Annotated in this window: 21 protein-coding genes; 5 read left to right on the forward strand and 16 right to left on the reverse strand. The window is 73.2% G+C overall.

Translation table 11 applies throughout. The features are described from left to right. Nucleotides 1-497 precede the first annotated feature (497 nt). The 6 genes from ACIBAD_RS36160 to ACIBAD_RS36185 all read right to left on the reverse strand — a co-directional run bounded on the left by ACIBAD_RS36160 (nt 498) and on the right by ACIBAD_RS36185 (nt 8,250). Nucleotides 498-989 (reverse strand): hypothetical protein, encoded by a 492-nt coding sequence (locus ACIBAD_RS36160; RefSeq protein ID WP_398911211.1) that lies wholly within the window; start codon nt 987-989, stop codon nt 498-500. Further along, complete coding sequence (locus tag ACIBAD_RS36165; RefSeq protein ID WP_398911213.1) at nt 974-2,011, reverse strand: ParA family protein; 1,038 nt, start codon at nt 2,009-2,011, stop codon at nt 974-976. Before ACIBAD_RS36165 ends, ACIBAD_RS36160 begins: the two co-directional genes overlap by 16 nt. Before the next feature lie 459 nt (nt 2,012-2,470). Further along, the gene (gene ald, locus ACIBAD_RS36170) at nt 2,471-3,586 is read right to left on the reverse strand and encodes an alanine dehydrogenase (RefSeq protein ID WP_134074852.1); all 1,116 of its coding nucleotides are present in this window, start codon (nt 3,584-3,586) and stop codon (nt 2,471-2,473) included. 152 nt (nt 3,587-3,738) lie between these two features. Then, nucleotides 3,739-5,727 (reverse strand): tetratricopeptide repeat protein, encoded by a 1,989-nt coding sequence (locus ACIBAD_RS36175; RefSeq protein WP_398911215.1) that lies wholly within the window; start codon nt 5,725-5,727, stop codon nt 3,739-3,741. Between the two features lie 138 nt (nt 5,728-5,865). Beyond that, nucleotides 5,866-6,495: an NUDIX hydrolase gene (locus ACIBAD_RS36180; RefSeq protein ID WP_134075748.1), complete on the reverse strand. Its 630-nt coding sequence runs from the start codon at nt 6,493-6,495 to the stop codon at nt 5,866-5,868. Between the two features lie 111 nt (nt 6,496-6,606). Next, entirely contained in the window at nt 6,607-8,250 is a 1,644-nt protein-coding gene (locus ACIBAD_RS36185; RefSeq protein WP_134074854.1) for a CTP synthase, read from the reverse strand. 516 nt (nt 8,251-8,766) lie between these two features. Here ACIBAD_RS36185 and ACIBAD_RS36190 point away from each other — a divergent pair. The 3 genes from ACIBAD_RS36190 (at nt 8,767) to ACIBAD_RS36200 (ending at nt 13,770) form a co-directional block, all read left to right on the forward strand. Further along, on the forward strand, nt 8,767-10,572 hold the full coding sequence (locus ACIBAD_RS36190; RefSeq protein ID WP_398911217.1) for a glycoside hydrolase family 15 protein: 1,806 nt from the start codon (nt 8,767-8,769) through the stop codon (nt 10,570-10,572). A gap of 170 nt (nt 10,573-10,742) precedes the next feature. Further along, complete coding sequence (locus ACIBAD_RS36195; RefSeq protein ID WP_134074855.1) at nt 10,743-12,122, forward strand: FAD-binding oxidoreductase; 1,380 nt, start codon at nt 10,743-10,745, stop codon at nt 12,120-12,122. A 22-nt stretch (nt 12,123-12,144) separates the two neighbouring features. Then, nucleotides 12,145-13,770 carry a PucR family transcriptional regulator gene (locus ACIBAD_RS36200; RefSeq protein WP_134074856.1) on the forward strand — a complete coding sequence of 542 codons (1,626 nt, stop codon included), beginning with the start codon at nt 12,145-12,147 and terminating at the stop codon, nt 13,768-13,770. Between the two features lie 60 nt (nt 13,771-13,830). Here the strand turns inward: ACIBAD_RS36200 and ACIBAD_RS36205 are convergent, their stop codons facing one another. The 5 genes from ACIBAD_RS36205 to ACIBAD_RS36225 all read right to left on the reverse strand — a co-directional run bounded on the left by ACIBAD_RS36205 (nt 13,831) and on the right by ACIBAD_RS36225 (nt 19,114). Next, the gene (locus ACIBAD_RS36205) at nt 13,831-14,943 is read right to left on the reverse strand and encodes a glycosyltransferase family 4 protein (protein ID WP_398911219.1); all 1,113 of its coding nucleotides are present in this window, start codon (nt 14,941-14,943) and stop codon (nt 13,831-13,833) included. A 297-nt stretch (nt 14,944-15,240) separates the two neighbouring features. Further along, a complete protein-coding gene (gene recN / locus ACIBAD_RS36210; RefSeq protein ID WP_134074858.1) occupies nt 15,241-17,004 on the reverse strand; it encodes a DNA repair protein RecN in 1,764 nt (587 codons plus the stop codon). A gap of 52 nt (nt 17,005-17,056) precedes the next feature. Next, the gene (locus ACIBAD_RS36215) at nt 17,057-17,962 is read right to left on the reverse strand and encodes an NAD kinase (protein ID WP_134074859.1); all 906 of its coding nucleotides are present in this window, start codon (nt 17,960-17,962) and stop codon (nt 17,057-17,059) included. Nucleotides 17,963-18,018: 56 nt separating this feature from the next. Then, entirely contained in the window at nt 18,019-18,834 is an 816-nt protein-coding gene (locus ACIBAD_RS36220; RefSeq protein WP_134074860.1) for a TlyA family RNA methyltransferase, read from the reverse strand. Between the two features lie 7 nt (nt 18,835-18,841). Continuing rightward, nucleotides 18,842-19,114, reverse strand: a complete 273-nt coding sequence (locus ACIBAD_RS36225) for a hypothetical protein (protein WP_134074861.1) — start codon at nt 19,112-19,114, stop codon at nt 18,842-18,844. 65 nt (nt 19,115-19,179) lie between these two features. Between ACIBAD_RS36225 and ACIBAD_RS36230 the strand changes: the two genes are divergently transcribed. After that, nucleotides 19,180-19,527, forward strand: coding sequence for an SCP2 sterol-binding domain-containing protein (locus ACIBAD_RS36230; protein WP_134074862.1), 348 nt, complete (start codon nt 19,180-19,182; stop codon nt 19,525-19,527). Here ACIBAD_RS36230 and ACIBAD_RS36235 read toward each other — a convergent pair. The 4 genes from ACIBAD_RS36235 to ACIBAD_RS36250 all read right to left on the reverse strand — a co-directional run bounded on the left by ACIBAD_RS36235 (nt 19,511) and on the right by ACIBAD_RS36250 (nt 23,616). Continuing rightward, entirely contained in the window at nt 19,511-20,377 is an 867-nt protein-coding gene (locus ACIBAD_RS36235) for an ABC transporter ATP-binding protein (RefSeq protein ID WP_134074863.1), read from the reverse strand. The genes ACIBAD_RS36230 and ACIBAD_RS36235 overlap by 17 nt on opposite strands. Beyond that, nucleotides 20,374-21,363: an iron chelate uptake ABC transporter family permease subunit gene (locus tag ACIBAD_RS36240; RefSeq protein ID WP_134075749.1), complete on the reverse strand. Its 990-nt coding sequence runs from the start codon at nt 21,361-21,363 to the stop codon at nt 20,374-20,376. Before ACIBAD_RS36240 ends, ACIBAD_RS36235 begins: the two co-directional genes overlap by 4 nt. A 68-nt stretch (nt 21,364-21,431) precedes the next feature. Continuing rightward, on the reverse strand, nt 21,432-22,478 hold the full coding sequence (locus ACIBAD_RS36245; RefSeq protein ID WP_398911223.1) for a FecCD family ABC transporter permease: 1,047 nt from the start codon (nt 22,476-22,478) through the stop codon (nt 21,432-21,434). A 106-nt stretch (nt 22,479-22,584) separates the two neighbouring features. Then, complete coding sequence (locus ACIBAD_RS36250; protein ID WP_398911225.1) at nt 22,585-23,616, reverse strand: HAD hydrolase-like protein; 1,032 nt, start codon at nt 23,614-23,616, stop codon at nt 22,585-22,587. 152 nt (nt 23,617-23,768) lie between these two features. Here ACIBAD_RS36250 and ACIBAD_RS36255 point away from each other — a divergent pair, with 152 nt between their 5' ends. Further along, on the forward strand, nt 23,769-25,040 hold the full coding sequence (locus tag ACIBAD_RS36255) for a DUF1015 domain-containing protein (RefSeq protein WP_134074865.1): 1,272 nt from the start codon (nt 23,769-23,771) through the stop codon (nt 25,038-25,040). A gap of 84 nt (nt 25,041-25,124) precedes the next feature. On the opposite strand, the gene ACIBAD_RS36260 is transcribed toward ACIBAD_RS36255, so the two are convergent. Next, nucleotides 25,125-25,988 (reverse strand): tetratricopeptide repeat protein, encoded by an 864-nt coding sequence (locus tag ACIBAD_RS36260; RefSeq protein ID WP_134075753.1) that lies wholly within the window; start codon nt 25,986-25,988, stop codon nt 25,125-25,127. Nucleotides 25,989-26,794: the final 806 nt, after the last annotated feature.

Genomic DNA, 26,794 nt, shown 5'->3' on the forward strand with positions numbered 1-26,794 from the left:
GGTACGAGGGTCTACCGGCCCGAAATCCCCGCGAGGTCGGCACCAGCCACCGTCACACCACGGGTATGAGCGTCCACCGGGCCCGAAATCCCCGCCAGGTCGGCACCAGCCACCGTCACACCACGGGTATGAGCGTCCACCGGGCCCGAAATCCCCGCCAGGTCGGCACCAGCCACCGTCACACCACGGACGGGTGCGAGGGTCCACCGGACCGAAGTCTCCTCCAGGTCGGCATCAGCCACCGTCACGATGGCAACCGGGCCCGAAGGCGACGTGCAGCGCGGCACACGGGGCGGAATCACGGGCCGGGCGTCGTGAGGCGCGGGGAAGACGGGTCGCAGGCCGCATCCGGCATCACGCCCAGCGGCCAGGGGCGGCTTCGGGCCTGCCCACCGGGGCACACCCCCGACCACACCGGCACCGCCCCGCCGAAGCCACCGCCCGTCACCGCCACCCGGCGCGACGAGCCATCGTCCCGGCACCCGCCGGCCAGGCGGTCAGCGGCCGCGGAGTCTGCGGACCAGGATGCTCGCGTCGCCGCGGGACTCCAGGTCCGCGAGCACGACCGCCACCGCCTCGCGGACGATGCGGCCGCGGTCCACCGCGAGTCCGTGCTCGCCGCGCAGGACGAGCCGCGCGTGCTCCAGGTCCATGAGCTCCTCGGCGGAGACGTAGACCGTGATCTTCTCGTCGTGCCGTTCGCGCCCGCTGGGCCGGCGGTTCGCCCCGCGGCCCTGCCCCTTGCCCCGCCGGGGCTCCGGGCTGACAGAACCTTCCTGCGGGCGGCGGGGGCCCACCACCGAGTCCGCGGCGGCCGTCGCGGCCTCCCGGCTGCGGCCCTCGCCCGCCGTGCCCTCCGCCGACGCCGCCGCGTGCTCCCCGGCGGTCGACTCCTCCGGGCCCCGCCTCGGCGAGGACGACTGGAGCGCCATCCCCCCGGTCGTACGGAACAGTTCGTCGGCTCCGGGCAGACTCACTCGGCGTGACACCGGGCGAGCACCTCCCTGGCCAGCTGGCGATAGGCGGCGGCCCCGACGGAGTTGGAGGCGTACGTGGTGATCGGCTCGCCGGCGACCGTGGTCTCCGGGAAGCGCACCGTGCGGCCGATGACCGTGTGGTAGACGTGGTCGTCGAAGGCCTCGACGACGCGCGCCAGCACCTCGCGGCTGTGCACCGTACGGGAGTCGTACATCGTGGCGAGGATGCCGTCGAGCTCCAGGTCGGGGTTGAGCCGCTCCTGAACCTTCTCGATGGTCTCGGTCAGCAGCGCCACACCGCGCAGTGCGAAGAACTCGCACTCCAGCGGCACGATGACCTTGTGAGCCGCCGTCAGGGCGTTCACGGTCAGCAGGCCGAGCGAGGGCTGGCAGTCGATCACGATGTAGTCGTAGTCGGCCATCAGGGGTTTCAGAGCCCGCTGCAGCGTCGACTCTCTCGCGACCTCGCTGACCAACTGCACCTCGGCGGCGGACAGGTCGATGTTGCTCGGCAGCAGGTCCATGTTGGGGACCGCCGTCTTGAGCAGCACCTCGTCGGCCGACATGCCCCGCTCCATGAGCAGGTTGTAGACCGTCAGGTCGAGTTCCATCGGGTTGACGCCGAGGCCCACGGACAGCGCGCCCTGCGGGTCGAAGTCGACGAGCAGCACGCGGCGCCCGTACTCGGCGAGCGCCGCACCCAGGTTGATGGTCGAGGTGGTCTTGCCCACGCCGCCCTTCTGGTTGCACATCGCGATGATCTTCGCCGGACCGTGGTCGGTCAGCGGACCCGGGATCGGGAAGTACGGCAGCGGCCGTCCGGTCGGGCCGATCCGCTCCCGGCGCTGGCGGGCAGCGTCGGGGGCGAGGGTGGCCGCGTACTCGGGGTCGGGCTCGTACTCCGCGTCCGGGTCGTAGAAGTGCCCTTCGGGCACGTTTTCGTAGTCGGCGAAACCCACGGGCTTTTCGCCGCTCAGGTCGCCGGCCCTGGAGTTCACGTCTAGGCCGTCCATGCTCTTTTGGGGCGTCGTCATGTGCTGGTGGTTTGCGAAGGTGCGGACCGCGACGGAGCCGACCGCTTCGAGCCCGCCGGATCCTTGGCCCCGGTCTGGCGTCCCTGCTCGACCACCCCCGGGAGCAAATGTCGACTCATTCACAAGTCGTCTTACCTCCTCGGACGTGACCAGGACACTTATCGATAGGTCAGCGTGGCACCATGCCGACGGTTGGCGACTCTATGGCGTGTCACCACTCAGCGGCAACACAATCCGTCGGACCGGCAACGATGTGTCGGCAACCGAACACCACTCTGTCAAGGGCGTCCGGCCCGTCACCGCGAAGTTTCGCAGGTGTGCGAAAGGGTTAAAGGGTTACGTTCGAGGCGAGTTGAGTCGTGCGCGTCCGTACCCCTCAAACGCCTCCGGCCGGACCTTGGGGGCAAGGTCCGGCCGGATACGTGAGATTGACGTCAGTCGTTGACGGGGTCTGACCGATCAGCCGAGCAGCGTGTTCAGCTCAAGGGTCGGCAGGCCGTGCGCCTCGGCGACCGGACCGTAAACGACCTGGCCGTCATGGGTGTTGAGGCCCAGCCCCAGCGCGGGGTCACGGCGCAGCGCCTCGACCCAGCCGAGGTTCGCGAGCTGCACGATGTAGGGCAGCGTGGCGTTGGTCAGCGCGTAGGTGGAGGTGTTGGGCACCGCGCCCGGCATGTTGGCGACGCAGTAGAAGACCGAGTTGTGGACCTGGAAGGTCGGCTCGGCGTGGGTGGTCGGACGGGAGTCCTCGAAGCAGCCGCCCTGGTCGATCGCAATGTCGACAAGGACACTTCCGGGCTTCATCTTGGCGACGAGCTCGTTGGTGACCAGCTTGGGGGCCTTCGCACCCGGGATCAGGACGGCGCCGATGACGAGGTCGGCCTCGACGACGGCCTTCTCCAGCTCGTAGGCGTTGGAGACGATCGTCTTGATCTTCGTGCCGAAGATCTTGTCGGCCTCGCGGAGCTTGTTGATGTCCTTGTCGAGCAGGGTCACGTGGAAGCCCATGCCGATGGCGATCTGCGCGGCGTTCCAGCCGGAGACGCCGCCGCCGATGACCACGCACTCGCCGGCGTGGGTGCCGGGGACGCCGCCGGGGAGCACGCCGCGGCCGCCGGCCGAGCGCATCAGGTGGTAGGCGCCGACCTGCGGGGCCAGGCGGCCCGCGACCTCGGACATCGGGGCGAGCAGCGGGAGCGCGCGGTTGGCGAGCTCGACCGTCTCGTACGCGATGGCGGTGGTGCCGGACTCCAGGAGGGCGTCCGTGCACTCGCGGGAGGCCGCGAGGTGCAGGTAGGTGAAGAGGGTCTGGTCCTTGCGGAGGCGGTGGTACTCCTCGGCGATGGGCTCCTTGACCTTCAGCAGCAGGTCGGCGGTCGCCCAGACCTCGTCGGCGGTACCGAGGATCTCGGCGCCTGCGGAGACGTACTCAGCGTCCGTGATCGAGGAGCCGACACCGGCGTTCTGCTCGATGAAGACCTGGTGGCCGTTACGGACCAGCTCATGCACGCCGGCGGGCGTGATGGCGACCCGGAACTCGTTGTTCTTGACCTCGCGGGGGATGCCGACCTTCATCGTCGATCACGGTCCTTGGCTCAGGGGATTTTTCGGGGCACTTCCATACATACCCGCCCACAAGAACGCGCAACGGGATGCACCACGGGATGTCGTGGTGAAGCCAGTCTAATGAAGGACGACGCGCTGTCTAGCCTTGCAAACCAATAATCTCAGTCGGAACCACTACGGATTTCGCAGGCTGCGGGATCGTCTCCCAGCAATCTGTCGGCCGCGGACCGGTGCAGCCTCGCGGCGGCCGGGTCGCCCAGCCGGTCGAGGGTGTCGGCGAGCCGCACCTGGAGCGCGGCCTGAAGCCGCACGTCGCCGGCCCGGCGCGCGAGCTCCACCGCCTCGCGGCAGGTGTGCAGGGATTCCTCGGGCCGCCCGGCGTACTCCTGGATTCGCGCCATTTCGCTCAACGCCTTTGCCTGGCCGGGCACATCGGCCAGTTTCCGGTACCCCGCGGCGGCGGTCCGCCAGCTGCGCAGCGCGTCCCCGTAGCGGCCCGCGTACGTGTGCACGTTGCCCAGGCGCCCGTACAGCCGGGCCTCGTCCGCCCGCTCCCCGCGCGCGAGGGCCTGGGACAGGGCCCGGCCGAACCAGTCGGCGGCCCGGTGCCAGTCGGCGAGCTCCTGGTAGGCGCCGCCTACGGATTCCATCGCGCGGCCCGTCGCGTACGGGTCGTTCGCCGCCCGTCCCGCGTCCAGCGCGGCCCGGTAGCGCTCCAGCGCCTCCTGGGTACGGCCGGTCTCGGCGTCCAGGTCGGCCAGGTTCAGCAGGGCCGCGGCCTGCTCCCGGTACAGGCTGCGGCGCTCGGCCACGTCCAGGACCAGGCGGTGCAGCCCGTACAGCTCGGGGGCGGCCGCGGCGGTGCCGCGGTGCTCCGCGAGGGCGCGTACGAGGGCTGCGACCAGCCGGCGGGCCAGGGTGTCCAGCCCGCCGTCGGCCACGGCCAGGGCGGCGGCCGCCGACAGCGCGGGCAGCCGGGTGTCGAGCCAGGTGGCGGCGGCCCGCCGGTCGGGGAAGCGCAGCGCGCGCGGCAGCCCCTCCAGCCTCTCCCGTACGTCCGCCTCGTCCTCCCCGTTCACCCCGCTTTCGTCGGACCGGGCCATGACCCGGCAGGAGTGCAGCAGGCGTACGGTCCGCTCCAGCATCCGGGCCCGGGCCAGCTGGACCTCGGCGGCGCGCTCCTTGGACTCCAGCAGGGCCTGGAGCAGCGGTACGAGACAGCCGGGCAGCTGGAAGAGCCCGTCGGAGGCGTGGCGCAGGAGCCCCAGCCCGGCGAAGTCCTCCAGCGTGGACTGGGCGGCGGCCACGGAGCAGCCGGCGAGGGCGGAGGCGGTGTGCGAGTCGACGATCCCGGCGGGGGCGAGCGGCAGCAACCGGAGGGTGCGCTGGGCGGGCTGCGGCAGGGACTCGTAGACGAGCCGGAAGCCGCGGCCGAGCGGGCCGTCGGTGCCGGGCGGCATGTCGTGGAGCTGCTTGGCCACGTCGGAGACGGCGGCCTTGGGGTGCGCGGCGAGCCAGCCGCCGACCAGGGCCAGCGCGGCGGGCTGCCCCCCGCACTCCTCGGCGAGGGTCTCGGCCGCGCGCGGGTCGACGGCGATCCGGGTGTCCCCGATGCGCTGGGCGAGCATCTGCACCCCCGAGGGGGTGTCGAGCCCGCCGAGGGTGCAGGGGCGGACATCCGGAATCCCGGTGAGCGGCCCCTCGGCGGTGATGACGACGAGGCATTCGGGGGTGTCCGGCAGCAGGGCGTCGACCTGGTACGGGTCGACGGCGTCGTCGACGAGCAGGATCGCCTTGCGGTGGGCGAGGGCCGCGCGCAGGGCAGAGCTGAGCTCGTCCTCTGCCGCGCCGGGGGGCGTGGGCTCGCCGAGCCCCTCCAGCAGGGTCCGGATCGCCCGCCCGGTGGTGACGCTCTGCCCGCCGGGGGAGGTGAGGCGCGTGCGCAGGACCCCGTCGGGGTAGTCCTCGCCGACCTCGCGGACGAACGCCTCGGCGAGGGCGGTGCGGCCCGACCCCGGCCGCCCGGCGACGAGCAGGACGCGCGCCCGGGGCGCCTTGGCCTTGCGTCCCGAGAGGGTGTCGAGCCCGGTCCGTGCGATGTCCTCGCGCAGCTCCTTGAGCTCACGCCGCCGCCCGACGAAATCCGTCACGGATCCGCTCCTCTCCCTGCCTTCGGGTTGCGAGCGTAGTTCACGCAGAGCGACGACCCGTGTGGAGCGCGGCGGACAGATCGCCCAATCGGATCAGCGGATCGTCACACCACGCTCCCGCGGGCCCGGGAGGCGCGGCTACACCTCGTACGGGCGGGCCGGCCACGGCGGCTGGGCCGGGCGCAGGGCGTCCAGGCCGCCCGGGGAGGCGAGCGCGGCCGACAGGGCCAGGGCCCCCGTGACCAGGCCGGGGTTGCCCAGCCGGCCCTCCAGGACCCCGCGGACCAGGTCCGCGAGCGGCACGCGGGCGATCTCCATGTCGGCCTCCTCCTCCGAGACCGCGTAGCGCTCGCCCTCCGCCTCGGAGAGGCCGCGCGCGAGGAAGATCCGGATCGCCTCGTCGGAGCCGCCGGGAGAGGCGAAGAAGTCCACGAGCACCCGCCAGTCCTCCGCCTTGACGTGCGCCTCCTCGTACAGCTCCCGCTGGGCGGCGTGCAGCGGGTTCTCACCGGGCACGTCGAGCAGCCCGGCCGGCAGCTCCCACAGCTTGTGCCGCACGGGGTGCCGGTACTGGCGCACCACGATCACCGCGCCGTCCTCGTCGAGCGCCAGCACGCACACCGATCCCGGGTGCACCTGGTAGTCCCGGCGCACCACCGATCCGTCCGGCATGCTCACCTGCTCCGAGCGGACCGCCGTCTTCGCTCCCTCGAACGGGGTCCGTGAGGCGATGACCTCCCACGTCTCCCCGCTGTCTGCGATGTCCATGGCCATGACCCGTACCCCGTACCTTCCGAATGCGCGCCAGAAGACGCGTCAGAAACGCGACAGCCGGGGCACGTTCCGTGCCCCGGCCGTCTACGTTATGCGGTCAGACCGTCACTTGGCCTTCGCGGCCTGCTGGCGCTCCACCGCGGCCTTGACCAGGCCCGCGAACAGCGGGTGCGGGCGGGTCGGGCGCGAGCGCAGCTCCGGGTGGGCCTGGGTGGCCACCAGGTAGGGGTGCACCTCGCGCGGGTACTCGACGTACTCGACGAGCTTGTTGTCCGGGGAGGTGCCGGAGAAGACGATGCCCGCCTTCTTCTCCAGCTCGCCGCGGTAGGCGTTGTTGACCTCGTAGCGGTGGCGGTGGCGCTCGTCCACGTACGCCTGGTCGCCGTAGACCTCGCGCACGATCGAGCCCTCGGCGAGCTTCGCCGGGTACATGCCCAGGCGCATGGTGCCGCCCAGGTCGCCCGCGCCCTCGACGAAGGCCAGCTGCTCCTCCATCGTGGAGATCACCGGGTGCGGGGTGGAGGCGTCGAACTCGGTGGAGTTGGCGTCCGCGATGCCCGCCAGGTTGCGCGCGGCCTCGATGACCACGCACTGCAGGCCCAGGCACAGGCCGAGCAGCGGGATCTTGTTCTCGCGGGCGTAGGTGATCGCGCCGACCTTGCCGTTGACACCGCGGTCGCCGAAGCCGCCGGGCACGCAGATCGCGTCCACGTCGCCGAGCGCCTCCGCGGCGCCCGCGGGGGTCTTGCAGTCGTCGGAGGTGACCCACTTGATCTGGACGCGGGCCTTGTTGGCGAAACCGCCGGCGCGCAGCGCCTCGGTCACCGACAGGTACGCGTCCGGCAGGTCGATGTACTTGCCGACGAGCGCGACCTTGACCTCGTGGTCGGGGTTGTGGACGCGGTCCAGCAGGTCCTCCCAGACCGTCCAGTCCACGTCGCGGAACGGCAGGTCGAGCTTGCGCACGACGTACGCGTCGAGGCCCTCGGTGTGCAGCACCTTCGGGATGTCGTAGATCGACTTGGCGTCGATCGCCGCGACGACGGCCGCCTCGTCCACGTCGCACATCAGCGAGATCTTGCGCTTGATGGAGGTGGGGACCTCGCGGTCGGCGCGGAGCACGATCGCGTCGGGCTGGATGCCGATGTTGCGCAGGGCCGCGACCGAGTGCTGGGTCGGCTTGGTCTTCAGCTCGCCGGAGGGGCCGATGTAGGGCAGCAGCGAGATGTGCACGACGAAGACGTTGTCGCGCCCGACCTCGTGGCGGACCTGGCGGACGGTCTCCAGGAACGGCAGCGACTCGATGTCGCCGACCGTGCCGCCGACCTCGGTGATGACGACGTCGACGTCCTCGGTCGCCATCCGGCGGATGCGGCTCTTGATCTCGTTGGTGATGTGCGGGATGACCTGCACGGTGTCACCGAGGTACTCGCCGCGCCGCTCCTTGGCGATGACCTGCGAGTAGACCTGGCCGGTGGTGACGTTGGCCGAGCCGTCGAGGTCGACGTCGAGGAAGCGCTCGTAGTGGCCGATGTCCAGGTCGGTCTCGGCGCCGTCGTTGGTGACGAACACCTCGCCGTGCTGGAAGGGGTTCATCGTGCCCGGGTCGACGTTCAGGTACGGGTCGAGCTTCTGCATCGTGACCCGCAGGCCGCGCGCCTTGAGCAGCGCACCCAGGCTGGAGGCCGTGAGGCCCTTGCCGAGGGACGAAGCGACACCCCCGGTGACGAAGATGTGCTTGGTCGTCATGGCTGTGCTGTTTCGAAAAGCAGCGGGCGGCGTCGCCAAGAGGGGGCTCCCGTGGTCGCGAAGTTGAGGTGCGTCCGGCGCCGGCCACCATCGAACCGGAGGCTCTCAGGGGGCGCCGAAGCTGCGGTTTCGGGGCTCCTGATTCGCACAGGCAGACCACCGGTCCACGGGGTATCAGCCTATCAGCGCCCGGGCCCGTCCGCCTCCGGGCACGCGCCGCCACCACCGCTCGACGGAGCGCCACCGGCCGTCCCGGGGCCGGTCACGCCCGCATTCACCCAGGTCACCCATTCGGACTAGACACATTGTCCTCGGACTTCAGGAGATCACTAGGGTGCCGTCATATCCTGCTCGGATATCGCTTCACATCGCCGCCGAGCAGTCCGGCAGACGGCGTAACCCGGCCGCATCCGGAATCATGAGCTCAGTGCGGGGATCCATACCCACGGGACCGCGCAACCGCGCAATGCAAGCGCCCTTCGGGGCGGACGTGGCCGTTCGACTGGGAGATCTAACGTGTCCGGGCGCATCGAGGATTACGCACTGATCGGGGACATGCAGACCGCCGCGCTGGTCTGCCGGGACGGATCGGTGGACTGGCTGTGTCTGCCCCGTTTCGACTCCCATGCCGTCTTCGCGGGCATCCTCGGAACGGAGGATCACGGCTTCTGGCGCATCGGCCCGGCGTTCCCCGGGGGCGCCGAGGCCCCCGCGGCGACGCGCCGCCGCTACCAGGGCGACTCGCTGATCCTGGAATCGGAGTGGGACACGCCGCGCGGCACGGTCCGCGTGACCGACTTCATGCCGCCCCGCGAGGACCACGCGCCGCAGCTGGTGCGCATCGTCGAGGGCGTCAGCGGGCGCGTCCCGATGCGCTCCGCGCTGCGCATGCGCTTCAGCTACGGCCGCGTCGTGCCCTGGGTGCACAAGGTCGACGGGCGCACCGTCGCCGTCGCGGGCCCCGACTCGGTCTGGCTGGACACCGACGCGCAGACGTACGGCAAGGACCTGACGACGTACTCCGACTTCACCGTCGGCCCCGGCGACCGCAAGGCCTTCTGCATCAGCTGGCAGCCCTCCCACAAGGGCGCCCCGGACACCCCCGACGCGCAGGAGGCGCTGGCGACCACCACCGCGTTCTGGCGCGAATGGGTCGACCACTGCACGTACCACGGCCCCTACCGCGAAGCCGTGATCCGCTCCCTGATCACCCTCAAGGCGCTCACGTACGGACCCACCGGCGGCATCGTCGCCGCGCCCACCACCTCCCTCCCGGAGGAGATCGGCGGCGTCCGGAACTGGGACTACCGCTACACCTGGCTGCGCGACGCCGCCATCACCCTCTCCTCGCTGCTGCGCACGGGCTACCGCGAGGAGGCCCAGGCCTGGCGCGAGTGGCTGCTGCGCGCGGTCGCCGGGGACCCGGAGAACCTGCAGATCATGTACGGGATCGCCGGCGAGCGGGAACTCGGCGAGACCGAGCTGGACTGGCTGCCCGGGTACGAGGGCTCCCGCCCGGTCCGGGTCGGCAACGGCGCCGCGCACCAGCTCCAGCTGGACGTGTACGGAGAGGTCACCGAGGCCCTGCACCTGGGCCACATGACCGGCCTGGCGCGCAACGACTACGCCTCGGTGCTCCAGTTGAAGCTGATCCGCTACCTGGAGGAGCACTGGGACCAGCCGGACGAGGGCATCTGGGAGGTGCGCGGCCCGCGCCGCCACTTCGTGCACTCGAAGGTCATGGCGTGGGTGGCCGTGGACCGCACGATCAAGCTGATCGAGAGCGGGGACGCGGACGGCCCGCTGGAGCGGTGGCGCGAGATGCGCGACGAGATCCACCAGGACGTGTGCGAGAAGGGCTACGACAAGGAGCGCAACACGTTCACCCAGTCGTACGGGTCGAAGGAGCTGGACGCCTCCCTGCTGCTGATTCCGCAGATGGGCTTCCTGCCGCCGGACGACAAGCGGGTCATCGGGACGATCGAGGCGATCCAGCGCGAGCTGTCCACTCCGGACGGTTTCATCCTGCGCTACCCGACGACCGGGCACGAGGCCGGCGTGGACGGGCTCGAGGGCGACGAAGGGGCGTTCCTCGCCTGCTCGTTCTGGATGGCAGACGACCTGGCGATGATCGGCCGGGTCGACGAGGCGCGGCAGCTGTTCGAGCGGCTGCTGGCGCTCCGCAACGACCTGGGGCTGCTGGCTGAGGAGTGGGACCCGCGCCTCCAGCGCCAGGTCGGCAATTTCCCCCAGGCGTTCAGCCACGTCCCCCTGATCGACACGGCCCTGCGCCTGACGGCGAGCGGGGCGTACGGGGGCTGAGGCCGGGCGGCCGGCAGGCGCGGGGCTCCGGGGCGGAACCCCCGGCCACCCCCGCCTGCCGGCCGCCCCCCGCGTCCCCTCTGCGCCGCATCCGGCTCCGCCGCGCCCCCGGCACCGGCCCCGCCTACGCTGGAATGGTCTTATGCCTCCTCCGAAAGGAGGGGTGAGCCATGGCGCCCACCTCGAAGGCCGGCCAGGCCCTGACCGTGCTCCGCGAGGATCTGGCCGGTGAGGTCCTCGCCCCCGGCGATCCCGGGTACGACGAGGCCCGGACGATCTTCAACGCGATGATCGACCGCCGCCCCGCGGTCATCGCTCGGTGCGAGAGCGAGGCGGACGTCGTCACCACCGTCCGTTTCGCCCGTGAGCTGGACCTGCCCGTCGCCGTGCGCGGCGGCGGGCACAGCGTCGCCGGGATGTCCCTCAACGACGGGGGCGTGGTCGTCGACATGCGCCGGATGCAGGAGGTCACGGTCCATCCCGGGGCGAAGGCCGTACGCGTCGGGGGCGGCGCGGTGATGAGCGTGCTGGACCGCGCCTGCCAGCCGTACGGGCTCGCCACCACCGGCGGCCGGGTCTCCACCACCGGGGTCACCGGCTTCGCCCTGGGCGGCGGCTCCGGCTGGCTGGACCGGAAGTTCGGGCTGGCCGTCGACAACCTGCTCGGCGTGGACCTGGTCACCGCCGACGGCAGCACCGTGACGGCGACCGCCGAGGACAACCCCGAGCTGTTCTGGGCCCTGCACGGCGGCGGCGGGAACTTCGGGGTCGCGACCTCGATCACGCTGCGCCTGCACGAGCTCCCCGAGTTCGCGATCTGCATGCTGCTGTACCCCCTGGAGTCCGGGCCCGAGGTGCTGCGCACCTACCGCGAGGTCATCGAGAAGGGCCCCGCCGAGGCGGGCGGCGGCATGATCTACCTGACCGCCCCGCCGGAGCCCTTCGTACCGGAGCACCTGGTGGGGACGCTGATGGCGGGCGCGCTGCTCACGTACGCGGGCGGCGAGGAGGCGCTGCGCGGGCTGGCGGCGCCGCTGCTCGCGCTGCCGCACGAGGTGGAGGTCCTCACCGCCCTGCCCTACGCGGACTTCCAGTGCATGCTGGACGACCCGCCGGGCCTGCGGAACTACTGGTCCGCCGAGTACGTGACGGGCCTGCCGGACGAACTCGTCAGCGTCTTCTGCGCCCTCGGGAACGTGATGCCGACGGGCGGAACCCAGCACGTGATGTTCCCACTGGGCGGGGCCATCGCGGACGGGCCGCCGGAGTTCCCCGTTCCGTACCGGGACGCGCCCTGGGCGGTGCACCCGTTCGGCATCTGGGAGGACGCGGCCGAAGACGAGCGCAACGTGCAGTGGGTGAAGGACGTCCGCGCCCACGTGCAGCCGTGGAGCACCGGAGCGGTCTACCTCAACTTCACCGGCGACGAGGGTTCCGAGCGCGTGGCGGCCGGTCTCGGCGCGGAGAACCTGGCCCGGCTGGGCGCGGTGAAGCGGGCGTACGACCCGGACAACGTCTTCCGCTTCAACCACAACATCAGGCCGGCCTGACCCCCTGGTAGCGTCCCGCGACATGGACAACCAGGGCGGGATCACCGTTCAGCGGGCACTGGAGCTGCCCGGACTGCGCAGCGGACTGCCGGAGGTGGTGGCCTGCGCCGACCGCCTGGGCCGGACCGTGCGCTGGGTGCACGCGGGCGAGGTTCCGAACATCGCCTCCCTGCTCAAGGGCGGGGAGCTGCTGCTGACCACGGGGCTGGGCCTCGGCACCCGCCCCGCCGAGCAGCGTGCCTTCGTGCGGCGCCTCGCGGACCGGGGGATCGCCGCGCTGGTGGTCGAACTGGGCCCGCGCTTCACCCGTCTCCCGGCGACGCTCGTCGAGACGGCCCGGGCGGCCGGCCTGCCGCTCGTCCAGCTCCACCGCGAAGTGCCGTTCGTGGCGGTCACGGAGGAGATCCACACCGAGATCGTCAACCACCACTACGCCCTGCTCCAGCGGGCCGAGGAGGTGCACCGGCGGTGCACGGAGGCGCTGCTCAGCGGCGGTGGCATCCCCCAAGTCCTGCACATCCTGGCCGACTTCACCGGGAACCCGGTGTTCCTGGAGACCCCCGACGGGCAGCTCCTGTACGCGGCCGGTCCGGGCTCCGGGGAAGCCGCGGCGGACCCGCTCCAGGTCTGGGAGGGGCTGCGGGGCCAGCGCGAGGCGCAGCCGTCGGCGAACGCGGTCCTGATCGACGTCCCCGGCGGCGGCCACGGCACGGGCTCGGTCCGCGCCCGGCTGGTCCTGCTGGGCGTGTCGGCGCCGCTGCTGCCCGTCCACCGGATGGCGGCGGAACGGACGGCGGGGGTATTGGCCGTGGTCCTGATGCAGGCCCGCCAGGAGGACGAACTGGCGGCGCGCGGCCGCGGCGACTTCCTGACGGACCTGGCGGAGGGCCGCATCTCGGCGGAGGACGCCCCCGCCCAGGCCCGCGTACTGGGCTTCAAACCGGGGTCGGGCCCGCTCCTGCCGGTGGTGATGCGGCTGTCCTCGGAGCTGGGCCCGTCGGGCAACTGGGCGGTCCTGGCGAGGGCGGTCCTGGAAGAGCTCTCCTCGGTGGGCGTACCGGTACTCCTGGGCGTACGCCCGGTGGAGGGCCGGGTGCCCCTGCTGGTCTCCCTCCGCTCCGAGTCGGAGCGCACGACGGTGGCGGACCGGGTGGCCGCCGCCCTCCGGGCGGGCGTGGAGCGGGCCGGCCTGGACCGCGCGGCGGCCCCGCCGGCGGTGGTGGTGGGTGTGGCGGGCGGCTGGGCCGCCGCCTCGTCGGGCCTGCGGCACGCTGCGGAAACCGCCACGGCGGCGCACGGACTGCCCTCCCGCCCCTGGTACGACGCCCGCCGCCTGGACATCGACCTGCTCCTGTGGCGGCTGCGTGAACACCCCGACCTGGCGGCGTTCGTGGACCGCGCGATCGGCCCGCTGCGCACCCACGACCTGACGTCCCGCCCGCCGCTCCTCCCCACCCTGGAGACGTACCTGGCCCACGCGGGCCGCAAGGCGGAGACGGCGCGCGAGCTGCACCTGAACCGGCAGACCCTGTACAACCGCCTGGGCCGCATCTCGGAACTCCTCGGCACGGACCTGGACGACCCGGAGACGGTCCTCTCCCTGAGCCTGGCCCTCCGCGCCCGCCGCCACGCGCCCGGCCCTTCCTGACTCCGCTCCGCCCGGCGGGCCCCGGCCGGGGTCCCTGCGCAGCCGCACGCCCTGCGGGGGCTACTTGCGGCGGTCCATCAGCTCGTCGTAGACCGACAGGATCTGGGCCACCGTGTCGTCCTCCGTGGGCCAGGTGGCCGCCTGGGCGCGGCCCGCGGCGGCGAGGGCGGCGCGCCGGGGCGGGTCCGAGAGGAGGTCCGCCACCGCCGAGGACAGGGCGGCCGCGTCCCCGTACGGCACCAGCACCCCGGCGTCCCCGATCAGCTCCGGTACGCCCCCGACCGCCGTCGCGACCAGCGGTACCCCCGCGCGCAGCGCCTCCTGCGCCAGCAGGGACCGCGCCTCCCACCGGCTGGGCAGCACCGCCACGTCCGCCGCGGCCAGCAGTTGCGCGGCGTCCCGGCGCCGGCCCAGCAGCCGTACCGGCAGCCCCTCGGCCTCGATCCGCCGGGCCAGTTCGGCCCGCAGCGGGCCCTCCCCCGCGATCACCACCAGCGGCAGCGGCTCCAGGACCCGCCACGCCCGCGCGGCGTCCAGCAGTACCGAGTACCCCCGGCGCTCCACCAGGCTCCCGACCGCGATCAGCAACGGCCGCTCCACCGCCCCCAGTTCCGCCCGCGCCTTGCCGGGATCCGCCCCGGTGTCCGGGCCGGCCGGGCCCGTCGGCGCGGCCACCGGCGCCAGCCGCGCGTCCCGTGCGCCCCGCGCCCGCGCCAGGTCCACCTGGTCCGAGGACGCGCCCAGCACCACGGCCGCCGCCCGCGCCACGTGCCGTTCCAGCACCCGCCCCAGCCGCCCGAACGCCCCTTCGGCCGCAGGTCCGCCGCCGTGCCAGGTCACCACCAGCGGCACCCGGCGCCCGCGCAGCGCCATCGCGGCCCGCATTCCGGCCCGCGCCCCGTGGGCGTGCACCACGTCCGCCCCGGCGCACGCGGCCCGCAGCGCACTCACGGCGTCCGGGGTGAACTGCGCCCCCGCGCCGGTGAAGTCGTACTCCCCCTCCGCCTCCACGGGCGCGCACACCGTGACCCGTACCCCGCGTGCGGCGAGCCCCGTCGCCAGCGAGCGTACGTGCGCGCCGCTGCCCGCGCCGCCGAGTACCTGGACGGTGCGCAGCGGCGGCCGCCCGTACGGCTGCGCGGGGACCGGGATCGAGACCGGGGAGCTGCTCACGGGCCGAGGCTCCAGGGTGGGTGAGGGAGGCAGAGTCGTCGCCCAGGATGCCAGTCCGCACGCGCGTTCCGGGACCATACGGGTACGGATCCCGCGCGAGATACCGCCACACGCCCCCGAGCCTCACCCACACGGCGTAGCGCCGCGCCCTCCTGGGCCGGTTGTCGGTGTTCTCCGTCGACGAGAAGGCGTCGACCTGTGCCCGGGCCTACGACGTGGCCCGCGGACGGGTCGCCGGCGAGGACTGGCGGTGGGGGCCTTCCGCGGCGGCACGCCGGAGAAGGCCCCTCACGGGAGCTAGGCGTCCGCGCGCGCCGCCGCCAGGAGTTCCTCGGCGTGCGCCCGCGCGGAGACCGAGTCCTCGTGGCCCGCCAGCATGCGCGAGAGCTCGCGTACCCGGTCCTCGCCCTCCAGGACCTTGACGCCGCTCCTGGTCACCGACCCGTCGTTGGTCTTCTCCACCAGCAGCTGCCGGTCCGCGAAGGCGGCCACCTGCGGCAGGTGCGTGACGACCACGACCTGCGCGGACTTCGCCAGCTTCGCGAGCCGCCGCCCGACCTCGACGGCCGCCTTGCCCCCGACGCCCGCGTCGACCTCGTCGAAGAGGTAGGTGGGCACCGGGTCGGAGCCCGCGAAGACGACCTCCACGGCCAGCATCACGCGCGACAGCTCACCACCGGAGGCACCCTTGGCGATCGGCCGGGGCTGGGCCCCGGGGTGCGGGGCCAGCAGCAGTTCGACCTCGTCCGCACCCGAAGGCCCGTAGGCGACCGGACGGCCGTCGACCTCCACCCCCTCGGGCTCCTCCACTTGCCGGATGTCGATCGTCACCCGCGCGTGCGGCATCGCCAGCGACGCCAGCTCCGCCGTGACGGCCGAGGCGAACCGCGTCGCCGCCTCCACCCGCGCGTCCGTCAGTGCCTGTGCCAGCAGCGACAGTTCGGCGCGCAGCCCGTCCCGCTCGGCGGTCAGCTCGGTGATCCGCTCGTCGTCGCCGTCCAGCTCCAGCAGCCGTGCCGAGCCCCGCTCGGCCCACTCCAGGACGGAGTCGATCGAGTCGCCGTACTTGCGGGTGAGCTGGGTCAGCGCCGCCCGCCGCTCCTCCACCGCGGCCAGCCGCAGCGGATCGGCGTCCAGGTCGTCCGCGTACCCGGCCAGTTCCCCGGCCACGTCGGCCAGCAGGATCCCGAGCTCCCCGATCCGCTCCGCGAGCGCGCCGAGCGCCGGGTCGTGCGACCGTACGGCGTCCAGGGCCCGGTGCGCGCCCGCGACGAGCGTGTTCGCGTCGACGCCCTCCGGGTCCTCGACGTCGCCGGCGAGCGCCGCGTGCGCGATCTGCGCCGCCGAGGCCAGCGATTCGGCGTGGCCGAGCCGCTCGGCCTCCGCCGCCAGCTCGGTGTCCTCGCCGGCCAGCGGCTCCACGGCCGCGATCTCCTCCAGGCCGAAGCGCAGCAGGTCGGCCTCCTGGGCCCGTTCCCGGGCCCGGGTGGTGATCTCGTCGAGTTCCGCGGCGACCGCGCGCAGCCGCCGGTAGGCGGCCCCGTACTTCTCCAGCGGGACGGCGACGGCGTCCCCCGCGTACCGGTCGAGGGCCTGGCGCTGCCGGGCCGGCCGCAGCAGCCCCTGCTGGTCGGTCTGCCCGTGTACGGCGACCAGGTCGTCGGCGAGTTCGCCGAGCAGGCCGACGGGCACGGAGCGGCCGCCGACGTGGGCGCGCGAGCGCCCCTCGGCGGACACGGTCCGGCTGATGAGCAGGGCGCCGTCGTCGAGCTCGGCCCCGGCCTCCTCGGCGCGTACGGCGGCGGGCGCGCCGGGGCGCATGACGATGCGGCCCTCGACGACCGCCGCCTTGGCGCCGATCCGTACCAGGGCCGGGTCGGCGCGACCGCCGAGCAGCAGGCCGAGGCTGGTGACGACCATCGTCTTGCCCGCGCCGGTCTCGCCGGTCACCGCGGTGAAACCGGGCGACAGCTCGACCACCGCGTCGTCGATGACCCCGAGCGACCGTATCCGCATCTCCTCAAGCACGGGACGACGATACCGAGGTTTCACCGATGCCATGTGACGTCACCCGCCGGGAGTTCCCCGAACGCATGTGCTATTAGTCGGGCTCTCAGTGCGGTGCCCCGCGCCACCCCGACACCGGCAGCGCGAACTTCGCGACCAGCCGGTCCGTGAACGACGCGTGGTGCAGCCGGGCGAGCCGTACCGGCACCGCCCCCCGCCGGACCTCCACCCGGGCGCCGGCCGGCAGCTCCAGCATCCGGCGGCCGTCGCACCACAGCACCCCGTGCGGAACCCCCTGCTGCACCTCCACCGCCAGCACCGAGTCCGGCGAGGTGACCAGCGGCTTCGCGAACAACGCGTGCGCGCTGATCGGCACCATCAGCAGCGCCTCGACCTCGGGCCAGACCACCGGCCCGCCCGCGGAGAAGGCGTACGCCGTCGAACCGGTCGGGGTCGCGCAGACGATCCCGTCGCAGCCGAACCCGGACACCGGACGCCCGTCGATCTCCAGGACCACTTCGAGCATCCGCTCCGGGGACACCTTCTGGACCGCGGCCTCGTTCAGCGCCCAGTCCCGGTGGATCACGTCGCCGTTCGTCCGTACGAGCACGTCGAGGGTCATCCGCTCCTCGACCTCGTACTCCCGCGTCACGACCCGGGACACGACCTTGTCCAGGTCGTCCCGCTCCGCCTCCGCGAGGAATCCCACCCGGCCCAGGTTCACGCCCAGCATGGGCACCCCCGAGCCGCGCGCGAACTCCGCGCCGCGCAGCAGGGTCCCGTCGCCGCCCAGCACGATCAGCAGCTCGCAGCCTTCGAGCACCTTGGGGGTGCACTCGGCCACCAGCTCCACCTCTGGCGGCAGCGGCAGGTCCCTCGCCTCGTACTCGACGACCCGTACGCCCAGGCCGTTCTTGAGCAGTCCCTGTACGACCAGCTCGGCGCTGCGGATGGCCGCCGGCCGCCCGGTGTGCGCGAGCAGGAATACGGTCCGCCCCCGCCCCGGAACCACTGGGTCCGAGTCGTAGGAGTTGTTCGATGTATCCGACGACCTGTCCGCTGAATCAGTCACTGAGGCCCCTCCGCCACTGCACGGTCGACATCCGCCGGGTCGAGTGCCGGTGCCCCCGCCCGCAGCCACAGAAAGTACTCGACGTTCCCCGACGGGCCGGGCAGCGGGCTCGCGGTCACCCCGAGCACGCCCAGCCCCAGCTTCGCCGCCTGGGCCGCCACCTCGCGCACGGCCTCCGCCCTCAGCTCCGGGCTGCGTACGACACCGCCGCTGCCGAGCCGGTCCTTGCCGACCTCGAACTGCGGCTTGACCATCAGCACCAGGTCCGCGTCCGGCGCGCAGCAGCGCACCAGGGCCGGCAGCACCAGGCCGATGGAGATGAAGGACAGGTCGCCGACGACGAGGTCGACCGGCACCCCGTCGAGCTGCTCGACCGTCAGCTCGCGGACGTTCGTACGGTCCTTGACGGTGACCCGGTCGTCGCTCTGCAGCGACCAGGCCAGCTGCCCGTAGCCGACGTCGACGGCCATGACGTGGGCCACGCCCGCGCGCAGCAGCACGTCGGTGAATCCGCCGGTGGAGGCGCCGGCGTCCAGCGCCCGGCGGCCCTCGACGGCCAGTCCCCGCGGCTGGAAGGCCGCGAGCGCGCCGGCCAGCTTGTGGCCGCCCCGGGAGACGTAGTCGGGGTCGCTGTCGTCCTTGAGGACGACGAGGGCCGCGCTGGTCTCGACCTGGGTGGCCGCCTTGGTCGCGGTGGCGCCGCCGACGGTCACCCGGCCCGCGGCGATCAGCTGGGCGGCGTGCTCGCGCGAGCGGGCCATGCTGCGGCGTACCAGTTCGGCGTCCAGGCGGCGGCGTGCCACTCCTGCCACGTTCGGTTCAGCTCCTGTTTTCGTACGGTCCGGGGACGGGCGGTGCGTCCAGCGCGGTCAGCGCGTCGCGCAACCCCCTGTGCACATCCTCGTACACCGCGACGTGTCCGTCCGCCGTGAGGTGGTCGGCTTCGGCCAGCCGCTCCAGGTGCGCGTCCACCCCGGCGTGGCCGGTGGGCGTGCGGGCGAGCCCCAGGGGCTCGGGCGCCGCTTCCCCGGCGGCTTCCGGTACGTCCGCAGCCCGCCCCGCTTCCGGTACGTCGGCCATGTCGTCGGTCATGCCCCGACGCTACCCCGAAGCACCCGGGCCGCCACGCACGGCTCTGCGGTACGGTCGAGATCACGATGGCTACGATCGATGAGTGCCGAGCCGCACTCGACAGACTCTCCGGCAACCTCGCACAGGCCGATGGCAGTGTGCGAGGCGCCGCCGCGATGGACCGCTCCCTGAGCTGCCACATCACGGACCTGGACCAGACCTTCACCGGACGCCTCGAAGGCGGCCGGATCCGAGTGGACGCGGTCTCCCCCGGTCCGCCCGCCTCGAAGGCCGATATCCGGCTCGCGATGACGGGCGACGACCTGGTGGCGATGGTCGCGGGCGACCTGAAGTTCGCCAAGGCCTGGGCCTCCGGCCGGGTCCGCCTGGAGGCCGGCTTCCGCGACCTGCTCCGCCTCAAGAGCCTTCTTTAGCCCCCGTCGCCGGCCGCCCGGCCGGTGCCTTCGGCCTGCGCGCCGCCGGGATCACCAGCGGGGTGCCCGTCTCCGGGTCGTCGATGATCTGGCAGCGCAGGCCGAACACCTTCTCCACCAGCTCCGCCGTGACCACCTCGGCCGGCGGCCCCTCCGCCACGACCTCGCCGCCGCGCATCGCGATCAGGTGCGTGGCGTAGCGGGCGGCGTGGTTGAGGTCGTGCAGCACGGCCACCAGCGTCCGCCCCTGCTCCTCGTGCAGCTGTGCGCACAGGTCCAGCACGTCGATCTGGTGCTGGATGTCCAGGTACGTGGTCGGCTCGTCCAGCAGCAGCAGCGGCGTCTGCTGCGCCAGCGCCATCGCGATCCACACCCGCTGGCGCTGGCCGCCCGACAGCTCGTCCACCGAGCGGTCCGCGAGCTCGGCGACCCCGGTCGAGGCCATCGACTCCCGGACGATCCGCTCGTCCTCCGGCGACCACTGCCGCAGCAGCCCCTGGTGCGGGTAGCGGCCCCGGGAGACCAGGTCGGCAACCGTGATCCCGTCCGGTGCGATCGAGGACTGCGGCAGCAGCCCCAGGGTCTTGGCGACCTTCTTGGCCGGCATCGACCCGATGGCCTGCCCGTCCAGCAGCACCCGGCCCGCGGACGGCTTCAGCATCCGCGACAGGGCCCGCAGCAGTGTGGACTTGCCGCACGCGTTGGGTCCGACGATCACCGTGAACGAGTGGTCGGGGATCTCCACCGACAGGTTCTCGGCGATGACCCGCTGCTCGTAGCCGAGGGTCACGTTCTGCGCGGTCAGCCGCTGCACCTGCGTACTCCTTGAGTTGCTCGTGTCCGTGCTCATATACGTCCCGCCTTGCGCTCGGTGACGAGCAGCCAGAGCAGGTAGACCCCGCCGACCAGCCCGGTCACCACGCCCACCGGCAGCTGGTCGGCGCCGAAGGCGCGCTGCGAGGCCCAGTCGGACACGAGCAGCAGGACGGAGCCCATCAGCGCGCCGGTGAGCAGGTTCGACCCGGGCGAGCGGGTCAGGCGCCGGGCCAGCTGGGGCGCGGCCAGGGCCACGAAGGAGATGGGCCCGGCGGCCGCGGCGGCCGCGGTGGTCAGCAGGACCGCCGCCAGCATCAGCAGCATGCGCGTACGTTCCACCCGCACCCCGAGGGCGTACGCGGCGTCGTCGCCCATCTCCATCATCCGCAGGGCCCGGCCCTGCCCGAGGACCAGCGGGAACAGCACCGCGCAGGTCCCCAGCAGGGGCCAGACCTGGCTCCAGTCCCGGCCGGCGAGCGATCCGGTCAGCCAGACCATCGCGCGGGTGGCCTCGACGAGCTGCGCCTTGGTCAGCAGGTAGTTGATGACGGCGACGAGCATCGCCGAGGCGCCGATGCCGACCAGCACCAGCCGGTACCCGTGGATGCCGCGCCGGTACGACAGCAGGTACACGGCGACACCGGTGAGCAGCCCGCCCAGCAGCGCGCCCGCTGCGACCTCCGTGGCGCCGCCCTTGAAGAGGACGATCACGGTGAGCGCGCCGACCGCCGAGCCGTAGCTGAAGCCGAGCAGGTCCGGGGAGCCGAGCGGGTTGCGGGAGACGGACTGGAAGACCGCGCCCGCCATGCCGAGCGCGGCGCCCACCAGCACGGCGACCAGCACCCGCGGCAGGCGCAGGTCGTTCACGATGAAGTCGTTCGCCGGCGTGCCGTTGCCCAGCAGGGTCTGTACGACGTCCCACGGCGCGATCTCGAAGTCGCCCGTGCCGATGAGGACGACGGCCATCGCCACCGCGGCCGCGATGAGCAGCAGCCCGACCGCCAGCGCACGCGGCTCCATCCGCAGGGACAGCCCGCCGGGGCCGCGCAGGGCACGGGATCCGGGCTTGTCCGCCCGGAGGTCGACGGTCACAGCTGGGCCATCCTCTTGCGCCGGACGAGGTGGATGAAGACGGGTCCGCCGATCAGCGCGGTGACGATGCCGACCTGCAGCTCGGCGGGCCGGGTGACGACCCGGCCGATGACGTCCGCGCCCAGCAGCAGCACCGGGGAGAGGACCGCCGAGTAGGCGAGCACCCACCGCATGTCGGGGCCGGTGATGATCCGCACCAGGTGCGGGATCATCAGCCCGATGAAGACGATCGGCCCGCAGGCGGCGGTCGCCGCCCCGCACAGCAGGGTGATGGCCGCCATCGCGCCGATCCGGGTCCGCGTCAGGTGGGCGCCCAGCGCCCGCGCCGTGTCGTCGCCCATGGCCATCGCGTTGAGCGGCCGGCCCAGCGTGAGCGCGATGACCGCGCCCACCACCAGGAACGGCGCCACCTGCCGGACGGTGTCCATGTTCGCGGAGGCCAGGGAGCCCACGGTCCAGAAGCGCAGCTTGTCCAGCGCCTTGCTGTCCATCAGCTGCACGGCGTTGATGTATCCGACCAGGGCCGCGCTGGCCGCCGTGCCGGCGAGCGCCAGGCGCACCGGCGTCGCGCTGCGGCTGCCGCCGAGTACGTAGACCACGACGGAGACGACGGCGGCGCCGAGGAAGGCCCACCACACGAACTCGCTGAGCGTGGAGGCTCCGAGGAAGGTGATCGCAGAGACCACGGCCGCCGCTGCGCCCGCGTTGACGCCGAGGATGCCCGGCTCGGCCAGTGGATTGCGGGTCAGTGCCTGCATCACGGCGCCGGAGAGGCCGAGCGCGAGCCCGACCATCAGCCCGAGGAGGGTGCGCGGGACCCGCAGATCGCGCACCACCACGTCGGATGGCGTCCCCGCGTAGTGGAACAGGCCGTGCCAGACCTGGTCGAGGGGCATCTGCTTGGCGCCCACGGCGATGCTCGCCACCGCGATCAGCGCGAGCACCGCGAGGGCGCCGAGCAGACCGGCGGCGCGCGCGGCGTGCCGCGGGCGGACGGCGGCGACCAGCGCCGCGCTCTGTTCAGGGGGACTCTCGACCAACACGAGGTTAGGTTAGCCTACCCTGCGCCCGAACTGGCCCTGAGGATCCCGGGATCCCCGCGGCCGGCCCCGGACCCGGCCCCGCGGCCGGGGCCGTCCGCGGGCCCGCCTACAGTCCGATCCGGGCCAGCGCCTTCCCCGCGTCCAGCGTGCACGAGCCGTCGCCCGCCTGCGTCCACGCCGCCGCGCACAGCGCCCGCAGCCCGTCGACCGGGTCGCCCTCGCCCCGCAGCTCCAGTACGCCCGCCGCCGCCACCGCGGTCCAGCCCCCGCAGCGGAAGCCCTCCTCCGCCGCCACGACCTCCGGCTGCCCCGTCAGCAGCCCGCGCAGGTCCCGGTCCACGTACGTCGGCCGGTGCCTGGGCTCGGCCCGCAGCAGCTGCGCCGCGTCCGTCACCCCGGTCAGCACCAGCAGCGAGTCCACGTCCCCGTTGAACGCGCCCTCGATGTCCGTGTCCAGCCGGTCCCCGACCACCAGCGGCCGCTCCGCCCCGGTCCGCAGCACCGTCTCCCGGTGCATCGGGGGCAGCGGCTTGCCCGCCACCTGCGGCTCCGCGCCCGTGGCGATCCGTACGACCTCCACCGCGGCCCCGTTGCCGGGTCCGATCCCGCGCGCCCCCGGAATCGTCAGATCGGTGTTCGACGCGTACCACGGCACCCCGCGGTGGATCGCGTACGAGGCCTCCGCGAACCGCGACCACGGCAGGTCGGGGCCCCCGTACCCCTGGACGACCGCCGCCAGGCACTCCTCGTCCGCGGAATCCACCGGCACGAGCCCCCGCTCGCGCAGTGCGACCCGCAGCCCCTCACCGCCGATCACCAGCACCTTCGACCCCGGCTCCACCTGCTCCGAGATCAGCCGGGCCACCGCCTGCGCCGACGTGATCACCTCGCCGGCCTCGGTCGGGATCCCCAGCTCGCCGAGGTGCCCGGCGACCGCCTCCGGGGTCCGCAGCGCGTTGTTCGTGACGTACGCGAGGTGCATCCCGCCGGCCCGTGCGGCGGCGAGGGACTCCGCCGCGTAGGCGATCGCCTCGCCTCCCGCGTACACCACGCCGTCCAGGTCCAGCAGGGCCGTGTCGTACGCCTGGTGCAGGCTGCTCTCGCTGCCCGCCGGACTCGTCCTGCTCTGCCGGGTCATCCTGTCGGCTCCCTGTCCGCTCGATCCTCGACCGGCCCGTCCGCGCGTACGTCAGTCCGTCCGCACGTCCGTGACCGATACCGACCGCATGTACCCTGCGGTCTTCCTCACCCGATCATCCCGCATCGCGAGACGCGTCTTACCATGCACCAATGACCACACCTGGTACCGCGGACGACGGGCTGCGCCTGATCCCCTTCCATGGACTGCGCTATGACCCGGAGCGTGTCGGCAGCCTGGCCGCCGTCACCTCACCGCCGTACGACGTGGTCGTACGCCCCGACGGCGTCGACCACCTCCAGTCCGCCGACCCGCACAACATCGTCCGCCTGATCCTCCCGCAGGCCGACACCCCCGCCGAGCGCAACGAACAGGCCGCGCACACCCTGCACGACTGGCTCTCCAAGGGCGTCCTGAGCCCCGACCCCGAGCCCGCGCTCTACGTCTACGAGCAGCGCAAGGGGAACGTGCTGCAGCGCGGCGTGATCGGCGCCCTCGCCCTGTCGAAGCCCGACGCCGGCATCGTCCTCCCGCACGAGGACGTCATGCCCGACGTGGTCACCGACCGGGCCGGCCTGATGCGGGCCGCTTCGGCCAATCTGGAGCCCCTCCTCCTCACCTACCTCGGCGGCGACCCCGCGGCCGGCGCGACGGCGGTCGTCGAGCGGACCGCCGGACGCCCGCCCCTGCTGGCCACCACCACCGAGGACGGCTTCCGGCACCGGCTCTGGGCCATCACCGACCCCGAGGACCTGGCCGCGGTGACCGCCGACCTCGGCCACCGCCAGGCGCTCATCGCCGACGGCCACCACCGCTGGGCGACGTACCTGCGCCTCCAGGAGGAGCACCAGTCACCCACCGACTGGGACTTCGGCCTGGTCCTCCTCGTCGACACCGCCCGCTACCCGCTCCAGGTCCGCGCCATCCACCGGATGCTGCGCCGCCTCCCGGTCGCGGACGCCCTGGCCGCCGTCGAGGGCCACTTCCTGGTCCGCCCGGTCGACGGCCCGCTGCCGCTCGCACTGGAGGCCCTCGCCGACGCCGCCGAGCGCGGCAACGCCTTCCTCCTGGCCGGCGACGGCACCTTCCACCTGGTCACCGACCCGGACCTGGACCTCCTGGAGCGCACCGTACGGCGCGACCGCCCGGAGGCCTGGCGCCGGCTGGACGCGACCGTCCTGCACGCGACCCTGCTGGACGCCCTGTGGCGGATCCCGGACGCCCCGGAGCAGATCACGTACATCCACGACGCGGCGGCCACCGTCGCCATGGCCGAGCGCCACGGCGGCACCGCGGTCCTGCTGCACCCGGTACGGGAGGAAGTCGTCCGCAACCTTGCCCGCCAGGGCGTCACGATGCCCCGCAAGTCCACCTCCTTCGGCCCGAAGCCGGCCACCGGCCTGGTCCTGCGCAGCCTCGACTGACCGGGCCCGAAGCGGACGCGGACACGAAAAAGGGCGGTACCCCCGGAGGGGTACCGCCCTTTCTCAATGGATCCGGTTCAGCGCTCAGGCCTTGTCGCGGTCCTGCGCGTCGCCCTCGTCCTCGTCCTCGTCCTCGACGACGACGATTTCGTCCGTGACGTCGACCTCGGCGTCGGCCTCGGACCGCTCGAGGGGCTCGTACTCCTCGTCGTCCTCGTCGTAGTACTCGGCCTGGTCGGAGGCACGCTCGGCGGCAGCCACCTCGGCGGCGTCCTGCTCGTCGTCCTCGTCGTCGATCCCGTCCGGCTCGTCGCCGCCGAGCGCGTCGACGAACTCGACCCCGTCCAGCTCGGCGAGCCGGTCGGAGGCGTCCATCGCGCCGTCCTTGTCCGCCTCGACCGTCTTGGCGAACCACTCGCGCGCCTCGTCCTCACGGCCGGCCGCCAGCAGGGCGTCCGCGTAGGCGTACCGCAGACGCGCGGTCCACGGCTGGACGGAGTTGGAGGCCAGCTCCGGGCTCTGCAGGGTCACGATGGCGGCGTCGAGCTGCCCCATGTCCCGCCGCGCACCGGCGGCGACCAGGCGCATCTCGACCTGGCCGGCCTTGTCCAGCTTCTGCACCTCGGGCTCGCCGGCCATGGCCAGCGCGCGCTCGGGGCGGCCGAGGCCGCGCTCGCAGTCGGCCATGACGGGCCACAGCTCGACGGAGCCGGTCATGCGCTTGGCGGCGCGGAACTCGGCGAGCGCCTCGCTGTACTTCTGCGTGGCGTACGCGGCGAAGCCGGCGGCCTCGCGCACGGCGGCGACACGGGAGGCCAGGCGCAGGGCGATGCGCGAGTACGCGTACGCCTGCTCCGGGTCCTCGTCGATCAGCCGGGCGACCATGACCAGGTTGCGGGAGACCTCCTCGGCCAGGCCCTTGGGCAGGCTCAGGAGCTCCTGGCGCACGTCGGCGTCGATTTCGAGACCGGTGACGTCCTCGTCGATCGGAAGCCGCTTGACCGGGTCCCGGTCGCGGTCCGCACGGTAGTCGCGGTCGCCGCCGCGGTCGTCGCGGCCGCCTCGGTAGCCGCCGCGGTCGCCGCCCCGGTCGTCACGGCCGCGGAACCCGCCGCGGTCGCCACCGCGGTCGTCGCGGCGCGGGTAGGACGGGCGGTCGCCGCCGCGGTCGTCACGGCCGCCGCGGAATCCACCGCGGTCGTCGTCGCGGCGCGGGTAGGAGGGACGGCCACCGCGGTCGTCGTCACGGCGCGGGTAGGACGGGCGGTCCCCACCACGGTCGTCACGGCGGAAGCCGCCGCCACCGCCGGAGGGACGCTCACCGCGGTCGTCGCGGCGCGGGTAGGACGGACGGTCCCCACCACGGTCGTCACGACGCGGGTAGGAGGGACGGTCCTCGCGGCCGCGGAAGCCGCCCCCGGACGGGCGGTCGCCGCCGCGGTCGTCGCGGCGGAACCCGCCACCGGCGGGCCGGTCGCCGCGGTCGTCACGGCGGAACCCGCCACCGGCGGGGCGGTCGTCACGGCGCGGGTACGACGGACGGTCTCCGCGGTCGTCGCGGCGCGGGTAGGACGGACGGTCGCCACCACGGTCGTCACGGCCGCCGCGGAATCCACCGCGGTCGTCGTCGCGGCGCGGGTAGGACGGACGGTCTCCGCGGTCGTCACGGCGCGGGTAGGACGGGCGGTCCCCACCACGGTCGTCACGGCGGAAGCCGCCGCCACCGCCGGAGGGACGCTCACCGCGGTCGTCGC

Source organism: Streptomyces sp. NPDC051109 (assembly GCF_044455885.1).
Lineage (GTDB): Bacteria > Actinomycetota > Actinomycetes > Streptomycetales > Streptomycetaceae > Streptomyces.